The sequence below is a fragment of the Kribbella endophytica genome (assembly GCF_054781295.1).
Map to the genome: position 1 here is coordinate 982,918 of NZ_BAAGUR010000002.1, position 14,618 is coordinate 997,535.

A 14,618-nucleotide genomic window follows, 5' to 3' on the forward strand; every position below is an offset into this window, starting at 1 on the left:
ACTATCGGGCCATGTCTGTCCGACACCGCGTCGCCGTTCTCGCACTGCCCGGCATCGTCCCGTTCGAGCTCGCCATCCCGGCGCGCATCTTCGGCGGCGCCTTCGTGGGGGAGGAGCCTCTTTACGAGGTGCTCACCTGCACGGTCGACGGAGCTCCGGTCGAGACGTCGGACGGCTACGCGATCACCGTCCAGTACGACGCTTCGGTGCTCGCCACCGCCGACTCCGTCGTGATCCCGCCCTCGCACCAGCTCCAGGAGATCCTCGACTCCGCCGGCCAGCTCGACGACGCCGTACGACGTGCGCTCGGGCAGATCCGGCCCGGGACCCGATTGCTGGCGATCTGCACGGGAGCGTTCGTCCTCGCCGCCGCGGGCCTCCTCGACGGGCGACCCGCTGCGACTCACTGGGCGGAGGCCGAGCAGCTGCAGCAACTGTTCCCCGCGGTCGCGGTTGATCCTTTGGTGCTCTACATCGACGACGGCGACGTCCTGACCTCCGCCGGCGCGGCTGCCGGGATCGACCTGTGCCTCCATGTCGTCCGCCGCGACCACGGCAGCGCCGTCGCGAGCGCGGTCGCCCGGGCGTGCGTCGTACCGCCTCGTCGTGATGGTGGCCAGGCGCAGTACGTTCGCCGCCCGATCCCACCCGCCCGAGACGGCGGTACGGCGAACACCCGCGCGTGGGCGGTCGAGCAGCTCGGTCGGCCGCTCAGCCTGGTCGAGCTTGCCGCGCACGCGCGGATGAGTGTGCGCACGTTCACCCGTCGGTTTCGCGCTGAGACCGGGGTGAGCCCTGGCAACTGGCTGGCCATGCAGCGGCTCGACTATGCCCGCCAGTTGTTGGAGGACACCGAGCTGACCGTCGACCAGATCGCTCACCGCGCCGGGCTGGGCACGGGGACCAACCTGCGCCAGCAGCTTCGCGAGACCGCTGGTGTCTCGCCGACGACGTACCGGCGGATGTTCCGCAGCGAAGCCGATCGCGGGCTGGCGGGAGCGAGCGGCTCGACGTACAGCCCCGTTGTTTCTACGTGAGTGGGATTCCCGTGTGCGTCTGGATGTGCTCGGGGATCGGCTCGTGGCGGTCGCCGGTGGTCGGAATGCCTGCCGGCTCGATCACCACGATTGACGCGCCGCCGTCCGAGAACGGGCGGTGCTCGACGCCCCGCGGGACGACGAAGACCGAGCCGGGCGAGAGCGTTACGGACCGCTCGTCGGGATCGCGGATCGCGATCCCGAGCTCGCCGTCGAGGACCAGGAACAGCTCGTCGGTGGTCTCGTGCAGGTGCCAGATGTAGGAGCCGGCCACCTTCGTCACCCGAACGTCGTAGTCGTTCAGCCGGGCCGCGATCCGCGGGCTCCAGAGTTCGTCGAAGGTCTTCAGGACGGCGTGCAGATCGACAGGTTCGTTCATGTCTTCAGCTTCATCGGTGCGATGGCTGCCCGGTGAGTGCTAGAAATGGCATGTGCCGAAAGAATCCTCGCAAGGCCACCGGGTCGTGGTGATCGTCGACGCGGGATCCAATCCGTTCGAGCTTGGAGTGGCGACCGAGTTGTTCGGGCTGCGACGGCCTGAGCTCGACGTTCCGTGGTACGAACTGGCGCTCTGCACGCCGGCGCCTGAGGTGCCGATGCATCTGGGGTTCTTCACGTTGAGCGGTGTTGGCGATCTGAGCGAGGTCGACACCGCCGACACAGTGATCGTCCCGAACCGTCCGGACCCCGAGGAACCTGTCTCGCCTGCAGTGATCGACGCCGTACGACGTGCTGCCGCGCGCGGCGCTCGGCTGGTCAGCTTCTGCACCGGGGCGTTCACGCTGGCGGCGGCGGGCGTACTGGACGGTCGGCGGGCGACGACGCACTGGCGGTGGGCGGCGTCGTTCGAGCGGATGTTTCCTGCCGTCGATCTCCAGCCCGACGTGCTCTTCGTTGCCGACAGCAACGTCTACACGGCGGCCGGTAGCGCGGCGGCGCTCGACCTCGGGCTGCACCTGATCCGCACCGATCACGGCGCCGAGATCGCGAACGCCGTCAGTCGGCGCCTCGTCTTCACCGCCCACCGCGACGGCGGCCAGCGCCAGTTCATCGACCAGCCCGTCCCCGCGGTCGCCGACACGTCCTTGGCGCCGCTGCTCGCCTGGGCTCGGTCACACCTCGCGGATCCCCTGACCGTCACCGACCTGGCCGATCAAGCGGCAGTAAGCCCCGCCACCCTCCACCGCCGCTTCCAGTCCGAACTGGGCACCACCCCACTCGCCTGGCTCACCACCGAACGAGTAGCCCTGGCCTGCCGCCTCCTCGAACGCGGCGAACCAGGCCTGGCCCGCATCGCCCGTCACTCGGGCCTGGGCACGGCCACCAACCTCCGCCTTCAGCTCAAACGCACCACAGGCCTGACCCCCACGACGTACAGACGCCGCTTCACTCTCGCTTGATTTCCAGTGGGCGGGCCTGGCTTTGGGGCAGGTCAGTCGTCGGTGCCGGGGGCGGCGTGGAGGCGGATCTGCTTGATGCGGACCGAGGCGTCGCCGTACAGGTCGAGTTCGCGGTGGGCGCCGTCGGGGGCCCAGCCGGACTCGGTGTAGAAGGCGCGGAGGACGTCGTCGGTGGCGTTGACCCAGACGGTGACGCGGGTGAAGCCGTCGGCTTGGGCGGTGTCGACGACCGCGTTGAGCAGGCGGGAGCCGTGGCCGGCGCGGGTGGCTTCGGGGTTCACCGCTAGTTCGGCGATCAGGGCGTCGTGGCGGACGTCGCCGTCGGGGTCGTCGGAGGGCGTGATCGCGGCGAAGCCGACGAGGTCGCGGCCGTCGAGGGCGACCAGCACTCGGTTGCGGGCCTCTCCTGGGGAGAGGAGGGCAGCGCGCCATTGGGCGGCGAACTGGGCTGGGTTGAGGTCCAGCAGTACGTCGGGCGGCAGGAGGCCGTCGTACGCGCGACGCCAGGCTGCTACCTGGACCTCGCCGATCGCGTTGGCCTCGGCGGGGAGGGCGAGTCGCACGCTGGTCTCCGCGATCGGCGAATCTCCGTGCATTGCTGCCAGGCTCTCAGGCTCCGGTACGCCGAACTCGCTGCTCATCTCTCTATCCTCCCAAAGCACTTTTGGAGGAGAAGAGGGGAGGTGCCCCTGGAGGTTGGTGGGAGGGCATGGCGAACGCCCGCCGGCGGAGGGGCCGGCGGGCGTTGGTCGGATGGGAGGCGGTGGATCGTCCGGTTGGTTGAGGGCTAGCGGCCGTAGACCAGGCGGCGGAGGAGGGTTTCGGCGGGGCCTCGGTAGGAGCGTTGCTTCATGAGGTAGGCGGCGATGACCGAGATGGTCCAGACGACGAGTGCGGAGGCGGCGGCGGTGAAGGCGGGGTTGCCGAAGCGTTCGCCGAGGTGCAGGCCGTACGGCGCCAGCAGGATCGTCCAGCAGATCGACTGGAAGAGGTAGCCGCTCATCGAGCGCTGGCCGAGGGCGGAGATCGCGGTGAGCGGGGTGCCGAGCTGGTCGGCGCGGCGGGTCTTCAGGAGCTTGGCGACGATCAGGCCGAACAGGGCGACGTACCCAGGTCCACCGAACTGCCCGCTGATCTGGGCCAGGAACTCGAAGCTGCTCAGGGCGTCGTGGTCGACGTGCAGCCAGCCGGCGCCGACCAGGCCGAGCGGCAGGCCGCCGAGGACCGTGATGCTGAGGCAAACGGCGGCGACGCGGGTCAGCAGGGTCTTGTGGGCTTCCGGGTGCTCCAGGATCTGGCGGCGAGCGGCCCACATGCCCAGCCAGACGACGACGATCAGGCCGGTGACGAAGGCGGTGTGCGCCGGGTACTCGTGCAGCCGGTCGACCAGGGCCGAGCCCCAGCTGTCAGCGGCCAGCGACGGGTTCGGGCTGTTGGTGATCGTCACGGCCGGTCCGGTGGAGTTCAACGCGGCCATCAGAGCCAGTACGCCGACAACCACGGCGTACACCAGCTGCAGCGCCCAGACGCCCAGGATGATCCGGTGGAACTTGTCGCCGCGGTTGAGCAGCAGCAGGGTGCAGGCGATGCCGATGATGCCGTACGCGCCGAGGAAGTCGCCGAAGTACAGCAAGGTCGCATGGACCACACCGAAGACGATCATCCACAGGTGCCGCTTCAGCAGGATCGAACGCACGACGCCCACCGAAGCGCCGGAGTTCCGCTGCCGCCGGGCGAGCTGGACCAGCCCGTACCCGAACATCACGCCGAAGACCGGGTAGGCCCGGGCGTCGACGAGCGTCAGCTTGAGAAGGTTGAGGATCCGCTCGAGACCGTGCGGGGTGCCGTTCACGCCAGGCGCTCCGGCGAAGCCGAAGTTGGCGGCGTTGGCCAGGGCGATCAGCAGCAGCATCGCGCCACGGATCAGGTCGGGGGCGAGAGCGCGTTCCCGCCCGGTGACGGGGCCGCGGTGATCGACGGCCGGGGGAGTCGCTGTGTGTGCCACGGCGGAACGTCCTTCCATAAGTATTCAAGCGGGAAACTGTGCAGGCTTTGAACTGTTACCTGAATCCTGCCGCCGCCGACCGGCCGCTCCCAGCGGCCTGAGCCCCCTGTTGAGGTGGTGCTACCACCACCTCGTCCGCTCTTGTGACACTTTCCGTCCAGAATGGCCATGAAGTGTCACAACTGGGCTATGCTGACGAGCATGGACAGCTTCCAGGCCACCATCGACGCCGACGGCCGGATCGAGCCGCGGGACGCGATGCCGGAGGGGTACCGCAAGACCCTGATCCGGCAGATCGCCCAGCACGCGCACTCCGAGATCATCGGCATGCAGCCGGAGGGCAACTGGATCAGCCGCGCGCCCTCGCTGCGCCGCAAGGCGATCCTGATGGCCAAGGTCCAGGACGAGGCCGGCCACGGGCTCTACCTGTACGCCGCCGCCGAGACTCTCGGCGTTGACCGGGCCGACCTGCTCGACCTGCTGCACAGCGGCAAGCAGAAGTACTCCAGCATCTTCAACTACCCGACGCTGACCTGGGCCGACATCGGCGCGATCGGCTGGCTGGTCGACGGCGCCGCGATCGTCAACCAGGTCCCGCTGTGCCGCTGCTCGTACGGGCCGTACGCGCGGGCGATGGTCCGGGTCTGCAAGGAGGAGTCGTTCCACCAGCGGCAGGGCTTCGAGATCCTGCACACGCTGTGCAACGGCACGCCGGGCCAGAAGGCGATGGCCCAGGACGCGCTGGACCGCTGGTGGTGGCCGAGCCTGATGATGTTCGGCCCGCCGGACGCCAGCTCGACGCACTCGGAGCAGTCGATGGCCTGGGGGATCAAGCGGCACAGCAACGACGAGCTGCGGCAGCGGTTCGTCGACATGACCGTTCCGCAGGCCGACGTACTGGGGCTGCGCGTGCCGGACGACGGGCTGACCCTCGATGAGGAGACCGGCCACTACAGCTTCACCGAGCCGGACTTCGCCGAGCTCTACGAGGTGGTCAAGGGCAACGGTCCCTGCAACAAGGAACGCCAGGCTCACCGGGTCAAGGCGCACGAGGACGGTGCCTGGGTCCGCGAGGCTGCAGCGGCGTACGCGGAAAAGAAAGCACAGAAGGAGAACGCCGCATGATCGAGCCGCTCTGGGAGGTCTTCGTCCGGTCGCGCCGCGGCCTGTCGCACACGCACGTCGGCAGCCTGCACGCGCCCGACGCGACGATGGCCCTGCGCAACGCGCGCGACGTCTACACCCGCCGGCAGGAGGGTGTCTCGATCTGGGTCGTGCCTGCCGCCGACATCACCGCTTCCAGCCCGGACGAGAAGGACGAGTTCTTCGACCCGGCAGGTGACAAGGTCTATCGGCACCCGACGTTCTACACCGTCCCGGAAGGCGTCGATCACCTGTGAGCGACCTCTTCAGCTATGCGCTGAGGCTCGGCGACGACGCGCTGATCGCGGCGCAGCGCACCGCCGAGTGGATCGCGGCCGCGCCGCAGCTCGAGGAAGACGTTGCCCTTGGCAACATCGGGCTCGACCAGCTCGGCCAGGCCCGCTCGCTGCTCCAGTACGCCGGGCAGGTGGAGGGCGCGGGCCGGAGCGAGGACGACCTCGCCTACTTCCGTGACGAGCGCGACTTCCTCAACCTGCAGCTCTGCGAGCTCCCGAACGGCGACTTCGGGCACGCGATGGCGCGGCTGCTGTACTTCGCGACGTACCAGCACCTCCTGTACTCAAAGCTGGTCGAGTCGACCGACGAGACGCTCGCCGGCGTCGCAGGCAAGGCGGTCAAGGAGGTCGCGTACCACGTCGACCACGCGACCCAGTGGGTTCTGCGGCTCGGCGACGGGACCGAGGAGAGCCACCGCCGGATGCAGGCCGGGCTCGACGCACTCTGGCCCTACACGGCCGAGCTGTTCGAGACCGACGACCTCGTACGGCGGCTGCCGGGCGTGGCCGTCGACGCGTCGGCGCTCGAGGAGGAGTGGGTACGCCGGGTCAACGCCGTCATCGACGAGTCGACCTGCGAGCGGCCGACCTCGTCGTACCAGCACTCCGGTGGTCGCGACGGCAAGCACACCGAGCACCTGGGCTACCTGCTCGCCGAGCTGCAGCACGTCGCGCGTTCGCACCCGGGGGCGACATGGTGACCGACACCGCGATCTGGGACGCCGTCGGCGAGGTCGCCGATCCGGAGGTGCCGGTGCTGACGATCGCCGACCTCGGCGTACTGCGTGACGTCCGGCACGACGGCGACGAGGTCGTGGTGACCATCACCCCGACGTACTCGGGCTGTCCGGCGATGGACCTGATCCGGCACGAGGTCGAGCTGACGCTGGACTCGCTGCACCTCAAGGGCCGGGTCGAGACCGTGCTGTCGCCGGCCTGGACGACGGACTGGATGAGCGAGTCGGGCAAGGCGAAGCTGACCGAGTACGGGATCGCGCCGCCGACCGGGACCCGTGCGGTCGGCGGTCCGGTCAGCGTGTCCCTGACGATTCGTTGCCCGTTGTGCGGCTCGCCGGACACGTCCGAGCTGAGCCGCTTCGGGTCCACGTCCTGCAAGTCGCTGTGGCGGTGCAACTCCTGCCGCGAGCCCTTCGATCACTTCAAGGCGATCTAGATGAGCACTGTGCAGCCCCGTCGCCGCGCGACCTTCCACCCGCTGACCGTCAAGGCGATCGACGCGATCACCGACGACTCGGTCGCGATCACCTTCGACGTCCCGGCCGCGCTGGCGAACGAGTACGAGTTCACCGCCGGCCAGCACCTGACGGTACGGCGTACTGGCGAGGACGTCCGGCGCAGCTACTCGATCTGCTCGCCGGCCGGCTCCGGCGTGCTGCGGATCGGCGTCAAGAAGATCCCGGGCGGCGACTTCTCGTCGTACGCCGCGAACGATCTCAAGCCCGGCGACACCATCGACGTGATGACGCCGCTCGGCCGGTTCGGGACGACGCTCGACGCGGTGCACGACAAGCACTACGCGTTCGTCGCCGCGGGCAGCGGGATCACGCCGGTGCTGTCTCTGGTGGCGACGATCCTGCAGGTCGAGCCGCTGAGCCGCGTCACCCTGCTGTACGGCAACCGCACCGCAGGCTCGGTGATGTTCGCCGACGAGCTCGCCGACCTCAAGGACCGGTACGCCGAACGCCTGCATCTCGTGCACGTCCTGTCGCGCGAGTCGACCGAGGTCGAGCTGTTCAGCGGCCGGATCGACAGCGACCGGTTGCGCCGGATGCTCGACACGATTCTCCCGGCGAAGACCGTCGACGAGTGGTTCCTCTGCGGGCCGTACGCGATGGTCGTCGGCGCGCAGGAACTGCTGCTGGAGCAGGGCGTCGCGCGCGAGCAGGTGCACGCCGAGCTGTTCCACGTCGGCGACGAGGCGCCGGTCGCGCGGGTGGAAGAGACCCTGGTCGACGAGGACGCTGCCGAGGTGACGGTCATCCTCGACGGACGACGGTCGACGTTCCCGCTGGGTGAGCACGCGAAGGCGGTGCTCGACGCGACGCTCGCCGTACGGTCGGACGCGCCGTTCGCCTGCAAGGGCGGTGTCTGCGGGACGTGTCGCGCGAAGGTTGTCGACGGCACCGTGCGGATGGACACGAACTGGGCGCTCGAGCCGGACGAGATCCGGGCCGGGTACGTGCTCACCTGTCAGTCGCACCCGACGTCGGCGAAGGTCACACTCGACTTCGACGCCTGAGCGTTGCGATCCGCCGTTCTGTCGGTGGCCGCTGAAAGAATCGGCGGCTCACGACAGATGGGGGTGGGGCGCCGTGATGGGGCGTTCGCATGCGTTGTCCGGCTGGTGCGCGGGGCTGGCCGTCGCGCCGTTGGTGGGACTGACGTCCGTGGCCGAGGTGGTGCCGTTCGCCGCCGCGACCGCGGGGTACGCGCTGCTGCCTGACCTCGACCACCCGGGCGCGAGCGCGTCGCGGTTGCTCGGTCCGTTGACGGGCTTCGTGTCGAGCGTGATCCGGGCCTTCTCGGCGTTGCTGTACTCGCTGACCAAGGGACCGCGCGACGAGGACAGCACCGGTCAGCACCGGCACTTCAGCCACACGGTCGTCGCGGCCGTCCTGCTCGGCTTCGCCACGTCGAGCGCAGGTGCGGCCGGTGGATGGCGCACGGTTCTCGCGATCGCGTTGCTCGGGCTGATCCTCGCAGCCGACGTACTGGGGGACTGGGTCCTGCTGGTCGTGATCGCGGCCGGCGGCTGGACGATCATCGGCGGCTGGCTGCCTGGTACGTCGGCGGTCGAGGCGCTGCGCGGTGGGTTGGACGGGATCGGCAGCTGGATCGGCGTGGCCGTTGCCCTCGGCATGTTCGTGCACTGCCTCGGCGACAGCCTGACGCGCTCGGGTTGTCCTTGGCTGTGGCCGCTGCCGATCCGCGGCGAGACCTGGTACGAGATCCGCCTGCCGAAGTTGCTGCGCTTCCGTACGAACGGCCCGGTCGAGAACCTGCTGATCGCCCCTGCGCTCATCGTCGGCAGCGTGCTGCTCCTGCCCGGTGCTCTCGCGATCGCCGCGGATCTCGCCGCGAGGATCTGGTCCACCACCTCGGTCTGGATCGCCGGCGGATGAACCGCACGATCAACCTCGGCGGTCAGGCGTTGACCGAGGTGCCGCCGCTTCAGGAACACACCGGCCTGCGCGAGCTGTACCTCCACGACAACAAGCTGACCGCGTTGCCGGACTGGCTCGGGTCCTTTGCTGAACTGCGGATCCTCGACCTGAGCCATCAGCCGCTCGCCGCACTGCCGGACTCACTGGGCCGGCTGGGCAGTCTCGAGTTCCTCTACGTCAGCGACCTCGCCGTACAGGAGCTGCCCGAGTCGCTGGGAGAGTTGAGTTCGCTGCGCTACCTCGGGGCGACCGATAACGGCCTGGCTGTGCTGCCAGAGTCTCTCGGGCGGTTGCGAGAGCTGGTGGAGCTGCGCTTGTACGGCAACCAGCTGACCTCACTGCCGGAGTCGCTCGGCGAGCTGACCGCGCTGCGGGAGCTGCACCTTGATGGCAACCCGCTGACGGGAGTGCCAGGGACTTTCGACCAGCTGGTCGAGCTACGGGTGGTGAGTCTGCGCGGTGCAGCGCTGACGGAGTTCCCCGTGGCCTTCAGCCGGCTGCCGCGACTGCGGCACCTGGATCTGCGGGCCAACCGGATCACCTGGCTGCCTGACCTCGGGCCGGACACGTTCCCGGCGCTGGAGAAGCTCGACCTGCGGTGGCTGGACCTTCCGGTGGTGCCGGAGTGGGTGCACGCGTTGGAGCGACGCGGCTGCCTGGTCTACCGGACTGCTGCTTAGGGCCTGTCCTGCGGACGAGGGCTGAGGTCCTGCGGGCGGCCGAGCAGGTACGACGGTACGCCGCGCGCTTCGAGGGACGCCGCGAAACGCTGCTGGTTGCGCTGGCCGGGCAGGACCTCGTACGCGACCAGCGGGATGGCCAGGACCGCGCCGATCAGGACGACCCAGAAGCTGTCGACGATGAACGCCACGGGGATCGACACCAGGAAGACGGCCTCGCAGATCGCGAAGCGGAGGAACGTCGACGAGGTGAACCGGCGCCACGACTCGGCCTGGACGTCTGCCGGTTGCCCGCCGTGCTCGAGCGGCACAGTGCGGAAGCCGATCAGCTCCGCCAGTGAGTAGGCCGCAACCGCGGCGGCGACCAGCACCAGCGGTGCCCAGACCGCGGGGAAGGGTCCCACGCCGTCCGTCACCAACGCGAAGTACAGCGCCAGCGTGATCAGCGGGATCGCCATCAGCATCGTGCGGACGACCATCGTCAGCGAGGCTGCCGCGGGAGGGGGAGTTGCGTTCAGCGGGTTGGACACGGGAGAACGCTAGCGGCTCGACGGGTTCCGGCCGGGGAGAACACGTACCGGCAGATGGCGGCGTAGCCGAGCTGGGCAGCTCGGTGGGGGAGAACACTGGCGGCTCGTGGTGCGTCCTTGGGGTGACGCACCACGAGCCGGTGTGCTCGCGGGTGGCCGTCGCGGGAAAGGGGCCGGCCACCGGCGAGGGTCAGGCCGCGGCGGGCAGCGCCGGGGCGTCGGGCGCGACGAGCGTCGGCAGAGCGAGGTCGAAGCGGGTGATGAAGTTCGCGCTCGGGATGATGCGCCGATGGTTGCGGGCGTCGGTGGCGAGGTCGGCACCCCACTCGCTGGAGTGCAGGCGCTGGTTCGGCGTGCCGTGGTGCCCGGCGGACTCGAAGCCGCAGTCCCCGATGTTGTACGACATCTGGCCGAACTGGCGGATCTCCCTGCGGTTGAGGTTCGCGCCCTTCGCGTGGGCCAGGTAGTACCCGCTGAACGCGTCGGCCTGCAGCTCGACCCGCCGGGTCAGTTCCGCGGTGGTGAGCGTCGAGTAGTCGAGGCCGTTGCCGAACTGGACCTGGTGGCCGTACTCGTGCGCGAGCACCGCCTGCGGCGCCACCTTGCCGAGCTGCAGGAAGTCGAAGCCCTGCAGTACGCCGTCGCCCATCACGATCGTCGGCGGCAGCGCCTTGAGTGCCGGGTCGGTCTCACTGGCGGGGCTGAACGCGAAGGCGTTCGCGCTGATCACCGGCAGGCTCGGGCCGAACCGCGTGACCAGGCTCCGGTACCAGTCGACGTACTGCTGCGACAGCCGGTCCGCCGTGGCCGCGTCGACGCCGTACAGCTGCTGGTACGTCTTCACCAGCGCCGCCTTGTTGCCCATGACCGAGCTGTGCATCGGCACCATCTTGATCTTGCGGGAGTCGATGTCCCAGAAGCCCTGCAGGTCCTTGAAGGTCTTGGTCAGCTTCTGGGTGTACTCGCCGCGCACCCCGTACGTCGGGTGCCGGTCGGGCGCGACCATGCTGGCGTACCCGGCGATGTTGGTGAGGATCGAGGCGAGCAGCGGCAGCAGGTCGTCGAAGGTCCAGCCGGTCAGCTGCGCGCTGAGCCAGTTGCTGAACGGCGTCGGACCGCACTGGTACTCGGCAGGGTTGATCGCCCCCAGGATCGCGGCCTGGACCGGCGACAGTTCGATGCCGAGCTGGTCGGCCCTCGCCTCGGCCGCGTCCATCACCTGCGGCGTCACGTACGCCCGCACCGCCTCGATCGTCAGACCGGCGGCCGGTTGCGGGGCGGCGACCGGCGCGGCCTGGGCCGCGGGCACCGACAGCATCGCGGCGGTCAGGCTGACGGTCGCGACCAGCGCGGGCCAGATCAGGAACTTCTTCATGACACTCCTCGGGAAGTCGCCGGGCGGACCGGCTCCAGGGGGACTGGCCACAGCGTCGCACCGGCCGGGCCGTGCGTCGCCGGATCGGCCCTGGCGGAATCCGGCATGGCAGAAAACTGACGCTGACATGCCTGTGCCGCCGAAAACCCCTGCTCCGTAGACGGAAAGTAGTCATTCCGTGACACCGAGTACCGGCAGAAACTTTTTCTGATTTTTTGCCCGGAAGCTGTAACGACTACTGGGCCGGGCCCGATAGGACGAGTGAGCCTGGTGGCTGCCCGGACCCCCGAGCGGACAGCCACCAGGCCTACTCATTTCCTGAGGCGCTCGGAGCGGTAATCTGACCCCCATGTCCTCAGCAGCAACGTCGCCGCCCTTCGGCCGGCTGACCACCGCGATGATCACTCCGTTCCGGCCGGACGGTTCGCTCGATTTCGACGCTGCGCAGAAGGTCGCCGGGTACCTGGTCGACCAGGGCAACGACGCACTGATCATCAACGGCACCACCGGTGAAGCGCCGACCACCTCCGACGCGGAGAAGGACCAGCTGGTCCGCGCTGTGCTCGAGGCCGTCGGCGACCGCGCCCAGGTCATCGCGGGGGTCGGGACCAACGACACCGCGCACACAATCGAACTGGCCAAGGCCGCCGAAGCGGCCGGTGCGCACGGCCTGCTCGTCGTCACGCCGTACTACAACAAGCCCCCGCAGGAAGGCCTGAAGGCCCACTTCACCGCCGTCGCCGACGCGACCGGCCTGCCGAACCTGCTGTACGACATTCCCGGCCGGGCCGGTGTCGAGGTGAAGACCGAGACGCTGATCGCGCTCGCCGACCACCCGCGGATCGTCGCGGTCAAGGACGCCAAGGGCGACGCCGCCGCGGCCACCAAGGTGCTCGCGAACACCGGCCTCGCCTATTACTGCGGCGCCGACGAGCTCAACCTCGCCTGGCTGGCGATCGGCGCGGTCGGCATCGCCAGTGTCGTCGCGCACGCCGCCAGCCCGCAGTACCGGCAGCTGATCGACGCTGTCGTCGCGCAGGACCTGGTCACCGCTCGCGAGATCGACCGACGGCTCATCCCCGCGGTCGAGGCGATCATGACCCGGACCCAGGGCGCGATCATGGTGAAGGCCGCGCTCAAGCTGCTCGGTGTGATCGAGCACGCCGCCGTACGGCTTCCGCTGATCGAAGCGACTCCCGCGCAGACCGATGCGCTGACCACAGATCTCAAGACGTCAGGACTGGTTGCATGAGCCATCCCCACCCCGACCTGTCCGCCCCGGCACCACTGGCCCCCGGCGCCCTGCGGGTGATCCCGCTCGGCGGCCTCGGCGAGGTCGGTCGCAACATGACCGTCTTCGAGTACGACGGCAAGCTGCTGATCGTGGACTGCGGCGTGCTCTTCCCGGACGAGAACCAGCCCGGTGTCGACCTGATCCTCCCGGACTTCCAGCCGATCCGGGAGCGTTTGGACGACATCGTGGCGGTCGTCCTGACGCACGGCCACGAGGACCACATCGGCGGCCTGCCGTACCTGCTCCGCGAGCGCGGCGACATCCCGGTGCTCGGCTCGCAGCTGACGCTGGCGCTGCTGGACGGCAAGCTCAAGGAGCACCGGCACCGCAACGTGCCGCAGCAGACCGTCGCCGAGGGCGAGACGGTCCGGCTCGGGCCGTTCGAGTGCGAGTTCGTCGCGGTCAACCACTCCATCCCGGACGCGCTCGCGGTGGCGATCCGGACGCCGGCCGGCCTGGTGCTGCACACCGGCGACTTCAAGATGGACCAGCTGCCGCTGGACAACCGGATCACGGACCTGAACGCGTTCGCCCGGCTCGGTGACGAGGGCGTCGACCTGTTCTGCGTCGACTCGACCAACTCCGAGGTGCCCGGGTTCACCACCCACGAGCGCGACATCGCGCCGGTGCTCGACCGGGTCTTCACCAACGCCAAGAACCAGCGCATCATCGTCGCCTGCTTCGCCAGCCACGTGCACCGCGTCCAGCAGGTGATGGACGCGGCGGTCAAGCACCGCCGGAAGGTCGCGTACGTCGGCCGCTCGATGGTCCGCAACATGGCGGTCGCCCGGGACCTGGGCTTCCTGAAGGTGCCCGGCGACACCCTGATCGACATGCGCGAGCTCGACGACTACCCGCCGGAGCAGGTCGTGCTGGTCTCGACCGGTTCGCAGGGTGAGCCGATGTCGGCGCTGTCGCGGATCGCGGCCAACGACCACCACGTCGTGCACATCCAGCCCGGCGACACCGTCGTACTGGCCTCGTCGCTGATCCCCGGCAACGAGAACTCGGTCTACCGGGTGATCAACGGCCTGACCCGGCACGGCGCGAACGTCATCCACAAGGGCAACGCGCTGGTGCACGTGTCCGGTCACGCGTCGGCCGGTGAGCTGCTCTACTGCTACAACATCGTCAAGCCGCGCAACGTGATGCCGGTGCACGGCGAGATCCGGCACCTGCACGCGAACGCGGAGCTGGCGCGGCAGACCGGCGTACCGGCCGAGAACGTCGTGGTCGTCGAGGACGGCGTGGTCGTCGACCTGGTCGAGGGCCGGGCGGTCGTCGCGGGCAAGGTGGAGTGCGGGTACGTGTTCGTCGACGGGTCGACCGTCGGCGACATCACCGAGACCTCGCTGAAGGACCGGCGGATCCTCGGGGACGAGGGTTTCATCTCGGTGATCGCCGTGATGGACTCCGTGACCGGCAAACTGACCGCGGGACCCGAGATCCAGGCGCGTGGGTTCGCCGAGGACGACACCGTCTTCGACGATCTGAAGCCGAAGATCGAGGCGGAGATCGAGAAGGCGATCGGGAGCGGGGTGGACGACATGTACCAGTTGCAGCAGGTCATCCGCCGCGTGGTCGGCAAGTGGGTCAGCGACACGCACCGTCGCCGCCCGATGATCATCCCGGTTGTCGTGGAAAGCTAAGGCTTCTAGGGGAGGGGTGGGCCT

Annotated in this window: 16 protein-coding genes; 11 read left to right on the forward strand and 5 right to left on the reverse strand. The window is 69.1% G+C overall.

Features of this window, described 5'->3' with window-relative positions:
• The first annotated feature begins 11 nt into the window (after nt 1-11).
• A complete protein-coding gene (locus tag ACYVIO_RS23045; protein ID WP_460652930.1) occupies nt 12-1,037 on the forward strand; it encodes a GlxA family transcriptional regulator in 1,026 nt (341 codons plus the stop codon).
• Here ACYVIO_RS23045 and ACYVIO_RS23050 read toward each other — a convergent pair.
• The gene (locus ACYVIO_RS23050; RefSeq protein ID WP_460652931.1) at nt 1,030-1,416 is read right to left on the reverse strand and encodes a cupin domain-containing protein; all 387 of its coding nucleotides are present in this window, start codon (nt 1,414-1,416) and stop codon (nt 1,030-1,032) included. The genes ACYVIO_RS23045 and ACYVIO_RS23050 overlap by 8 nt on opposite strands.
• A gap of 52 nt (nt 1,417-1,468) precedes the next feature.
• Here ACYVIO_RS23050 and ACYVIO_RS23055 point away from each other — a divergent pair, with 52 nt between their 5' ends.
• The gene (locus tag ACYVIO_RS23055) at nt 1,469-2,437 is read left to right on the forward strand and encodes a GlxA family transcriptional regulator (protein ID WP_460652932.1); all 969 of its coding nucleotides are present in this window, start codon (nt 1,469-1,471) and stop codon (nt 2,435-2,437) included.
• Between the two features lie 32 nt (nt 2,438-2,469).
• Here ACYVIO_RS23055 and ACYVIO_RS23060 read toward each other — a convergent pair whose 3' ends face one another.
• Nucleotides 2,470-3,078, reverse strand: coding sequence for a GNAT family N-acetyltransferase (locus ACYVIO_RS23060; protein WP_460652933.1), 609 nt, complete (start codon nt 3,076-3,078; stop codon nt 2,470-2,472).
• 146 nt (nt 3,079-3,224) lie between these two features.
• On the reverse strand, nt 3,225-4,442 hold the full coding sequence (locus tag ACYVIO_RS23065; RefSeq protein WP_460652934.1) for a DUF418 domain-containing protein: 1,218 nt from the start codon (nt 4,440-4,442) through the stop codon (nt 3,225-3,227).
• Nucleotides 4,443-4,643: 201 nt separating this feature from the next.
• On the opposite strand from ACYVIO_RS23065, the gene paaA reads away from it, so the two are divergent.
• The 7 genes from paaA to ACYVIO_RS23100 all read left to right on the forward strand — a co-directional run bounded on the left by paaA (nt 4,644) and on the right by ACYVIO_RS23100 (nt 9,746).
• Complete coding sequence (gene paaA / locus ACYVIO_RS23070) at nt 4,644-5,567, forward strand: 1,2-phenylacetyl-CoA epoxidase subunit PaaA (RefSeq protein WP_460652935.1); 924 nt, start codon at nt 4,644-4,646, stop codon at nt 5,565-5,567.
• Nucleotides 5,564-5,842 carry a 1,2-phenylacetyl-CoA epoxidase subunit PaaB gene (paaB, locus tag ACYVIO_RS23075; protein ID WP_184794187.1) on the forward strand — a complete coding sequence of 93 codons (279 nt, stop codon included), beginning with the start codon at nt 5,564-5,566 and terminating at the stop codon, nt 5,840-5,842. Before paaA ends, paaB begins: the two co-directional genes overlap by 4 nt.
• Nucleotides 5,839-6,582, forward strand: coding sequence for a 1,2-phenylacetyl-CoA epoxidase subunit PaaC (gene paaC / locus ACYVIO_RS23080; protein ID WP_460652936.1), 744 nt, complete (start codon nt 5,839-5,841; stop codon nt 6,580-6,582). Before paaB ends, paaC begins: the two co-directional genes overlap by 4 nt.
• Nucleotides 6,576-7,055: a 1,2-phenylacetyl-CoA epoxidase subunit PaaD gene (paaD, locus tag ACYVIO_RS23085; RefSeq protein WP_460652937.1), complete on the forward strand. Its 480-nt coding sequence runs from the start codon at nt 6,576-6,578 to the stop codon at nt 7,053-7,055. Before paaC ends, paaD begins: the two co-directional genes overlap by 7 nt.
• Entirely contained in the window at nt 7,056-8,141 is a 1,086-nt protein-coding gene (gene paaE, locus ACYVIO_RS23090; protein ID WP_460652938.1) for a 1,2-phenylacetyl-CoA epoxidase subunit PaaE, read from the forward strand. It abuts the gene before it with no gap.
• Nucleotides 8,142-8,217: 76 nt separating this feature from the next.
• Entirely contained in the window at nt 8,218-9,024 is an 807-nt protein-coding gene (locus tag ACYVIO_RS23095; RefSeq protein WP_460652939.1) for a metal-dependent hydrolase, read from the forward strand.
• A complete protein-coding gene (locus ACYVIO_RS23100; RefSeq protein WP_460652940.1) occupies nt 9,021-9,746 on the forward strand; it encodes a leucine-rich repeat domain-containing protein in 726 nt (241 codons plus the stop codon). Before ACYVIO_RS23095 ends, ACYVIO_RS23100 begins: the two co-directional genes overlap by 4 nt.
• Here the strand turns inward: ACYVIO_RS23100 and ACYVIO_RS23105 are convergent.
• Together ACYVIO_RS23105 and ACYVIO_RS23110 are read right to left on the reverse strand one after the other, a co-directional pair.
• Nucleotides 9,743-10,276 (reverse strand): hypothetical protein, encoded by a 534-nt coding sequence (locus tag ACYVIO_RS23105; protein WP_460652941.1) that lies wholly within the window; start codon nt 10,274-10,276, stop codon nt 9,743-9,745. The two genes, ACYVIO_RS23100 and ACYVIO_RS23105, sit on opposite strands and share 4 nt — an antisense overlap.
• A 190-nt stretch (nt 10,277-10,466) precedes the next feature.
• The gene (locus ACYVIO_RS23110) at nt 10,467-11,651 is read right to left on the reverse strand and encodes a hypothetical protein (protein WP_460652942.1); all 1,185 of its coding nucleotides are present in this window, start codon (nt 11,649-11,651) and stop codon (nt 10,467-10,469) included.
• A 349-nt stretch (nt 11,652-12,000) separates the two neighbouring features.
• Between ACYVIO_RS23110 and dapA the strand changes: the two genes are divergently transcribed.
• The gene (dapA, locus tag ACYVIO_RS23115) at nt 12,001-12,903 is read left to right on the forward strand and encodes a 4-hydroxy-tetrahydrodipicolinate synthase (RefSeq protein WP_460652943.1); all 903 of its coding nucleotides are present in this window, start codon (nt 12,001-12,003) and stop codon (nt 12,901-12,903) included.
• Nucleotides 12,900-14,594 (forward strand): ribonuclease J, encoded by a 1,695-nt coding sequence (locus ACYVIO_RS23120; RefSeq protein WP_460652944.1) that lies wholly within the window; start codon nt 12,900-12,902, stop codon nt 14,592-14,594. Before dapA ends, ACYVIO_RS23120 begins: the two co-directional genes overlap by 4 nt.
• Nucleotides 14,595-14,618 lie beyond the last annotated feature (24 nt).

Coding starts and splice junctions, on each gene's coding strand:
- paaB (WP_184794187.1), top strand. CDS start 5,564: ATGATCGAGCCGCTCTGGGAGGTCTTCGTCCGGTCGCGCCGCGGCCTG.
- paaD (WP_460652937.1), top strand. CDS start 6,576: ATGGTGACCGACACCGCGATCTGGGACGCCGTCGGCGAGGTCGCCGAT.
- ACYVIO_RS23100 (WP_460652940.1), top strand. CDS start 9,021: ATGAACCGCACGATCAACCTCGGCGGTCAGGCGTTGACCGAGGTGCCG.
- ACYVIO_RS23110 (WP_460652942.1), bottom strand. CDS start 11,651: ATGAAGAAGTTCCTGATCTGGCCCGCGCTGGTCGCGACCGTCAGCCTG.
- paaE (WP_460652938.1), top strand. CDS start 7,056: ATGAGCACTGTGCAGCCCCGTCGCCGCGCGACCTTCCACCCGCTGACC.
- paaA (WP_460652935.1), top strand. CDS start 4,644: ATGGACAGCTTCCAGGCCACCATCGACGCCGACGGCCGGATCGAGCCG.
- ACYVIO_RS23050 (WP_460652931.1), bottom strand. CDS start 1,416: ATGAACGAACCTGTCGATCTGCACGCCGTCCTGAAGACCTTCGACGAA.
- dapA (WP_460652943.1), top strand. CDS start 12,001: ATGTCCTCAGCAGCAACGTCGCCGCCCTTCGGCCGGCTGACCACCGCG.
- ACYVIO_RS23045 (WP_460652930.1), top strand. CDS start 12: ATGTCTGTCCGACACCGCGTCGCCGTTCTCGCACTGCCCGGCATCGTC.
- ACYVIO_RS23120 (WP_460652944.1), top strand. CDS start 12,900: ATGAGCCATCCCCACCCCGACCTGTCCGCCCCGGCACCACTGGCCCCC.
- ACYVIO_RS23060 (WP_460652933.1), bottom strand. CDS start 3,078: ATGAGCAGCGAGTTCGGCGTACCGGAGCCTGAGAGCCTGGCAGCAATG.
- ACYVIO_RS23095 (WP_460652939.1), top strand. CDS start 8,218: ATGGGGCGTTCGCATGCGTTGTCCGGCTGGTGCGCGGGGCTGGCCGTC.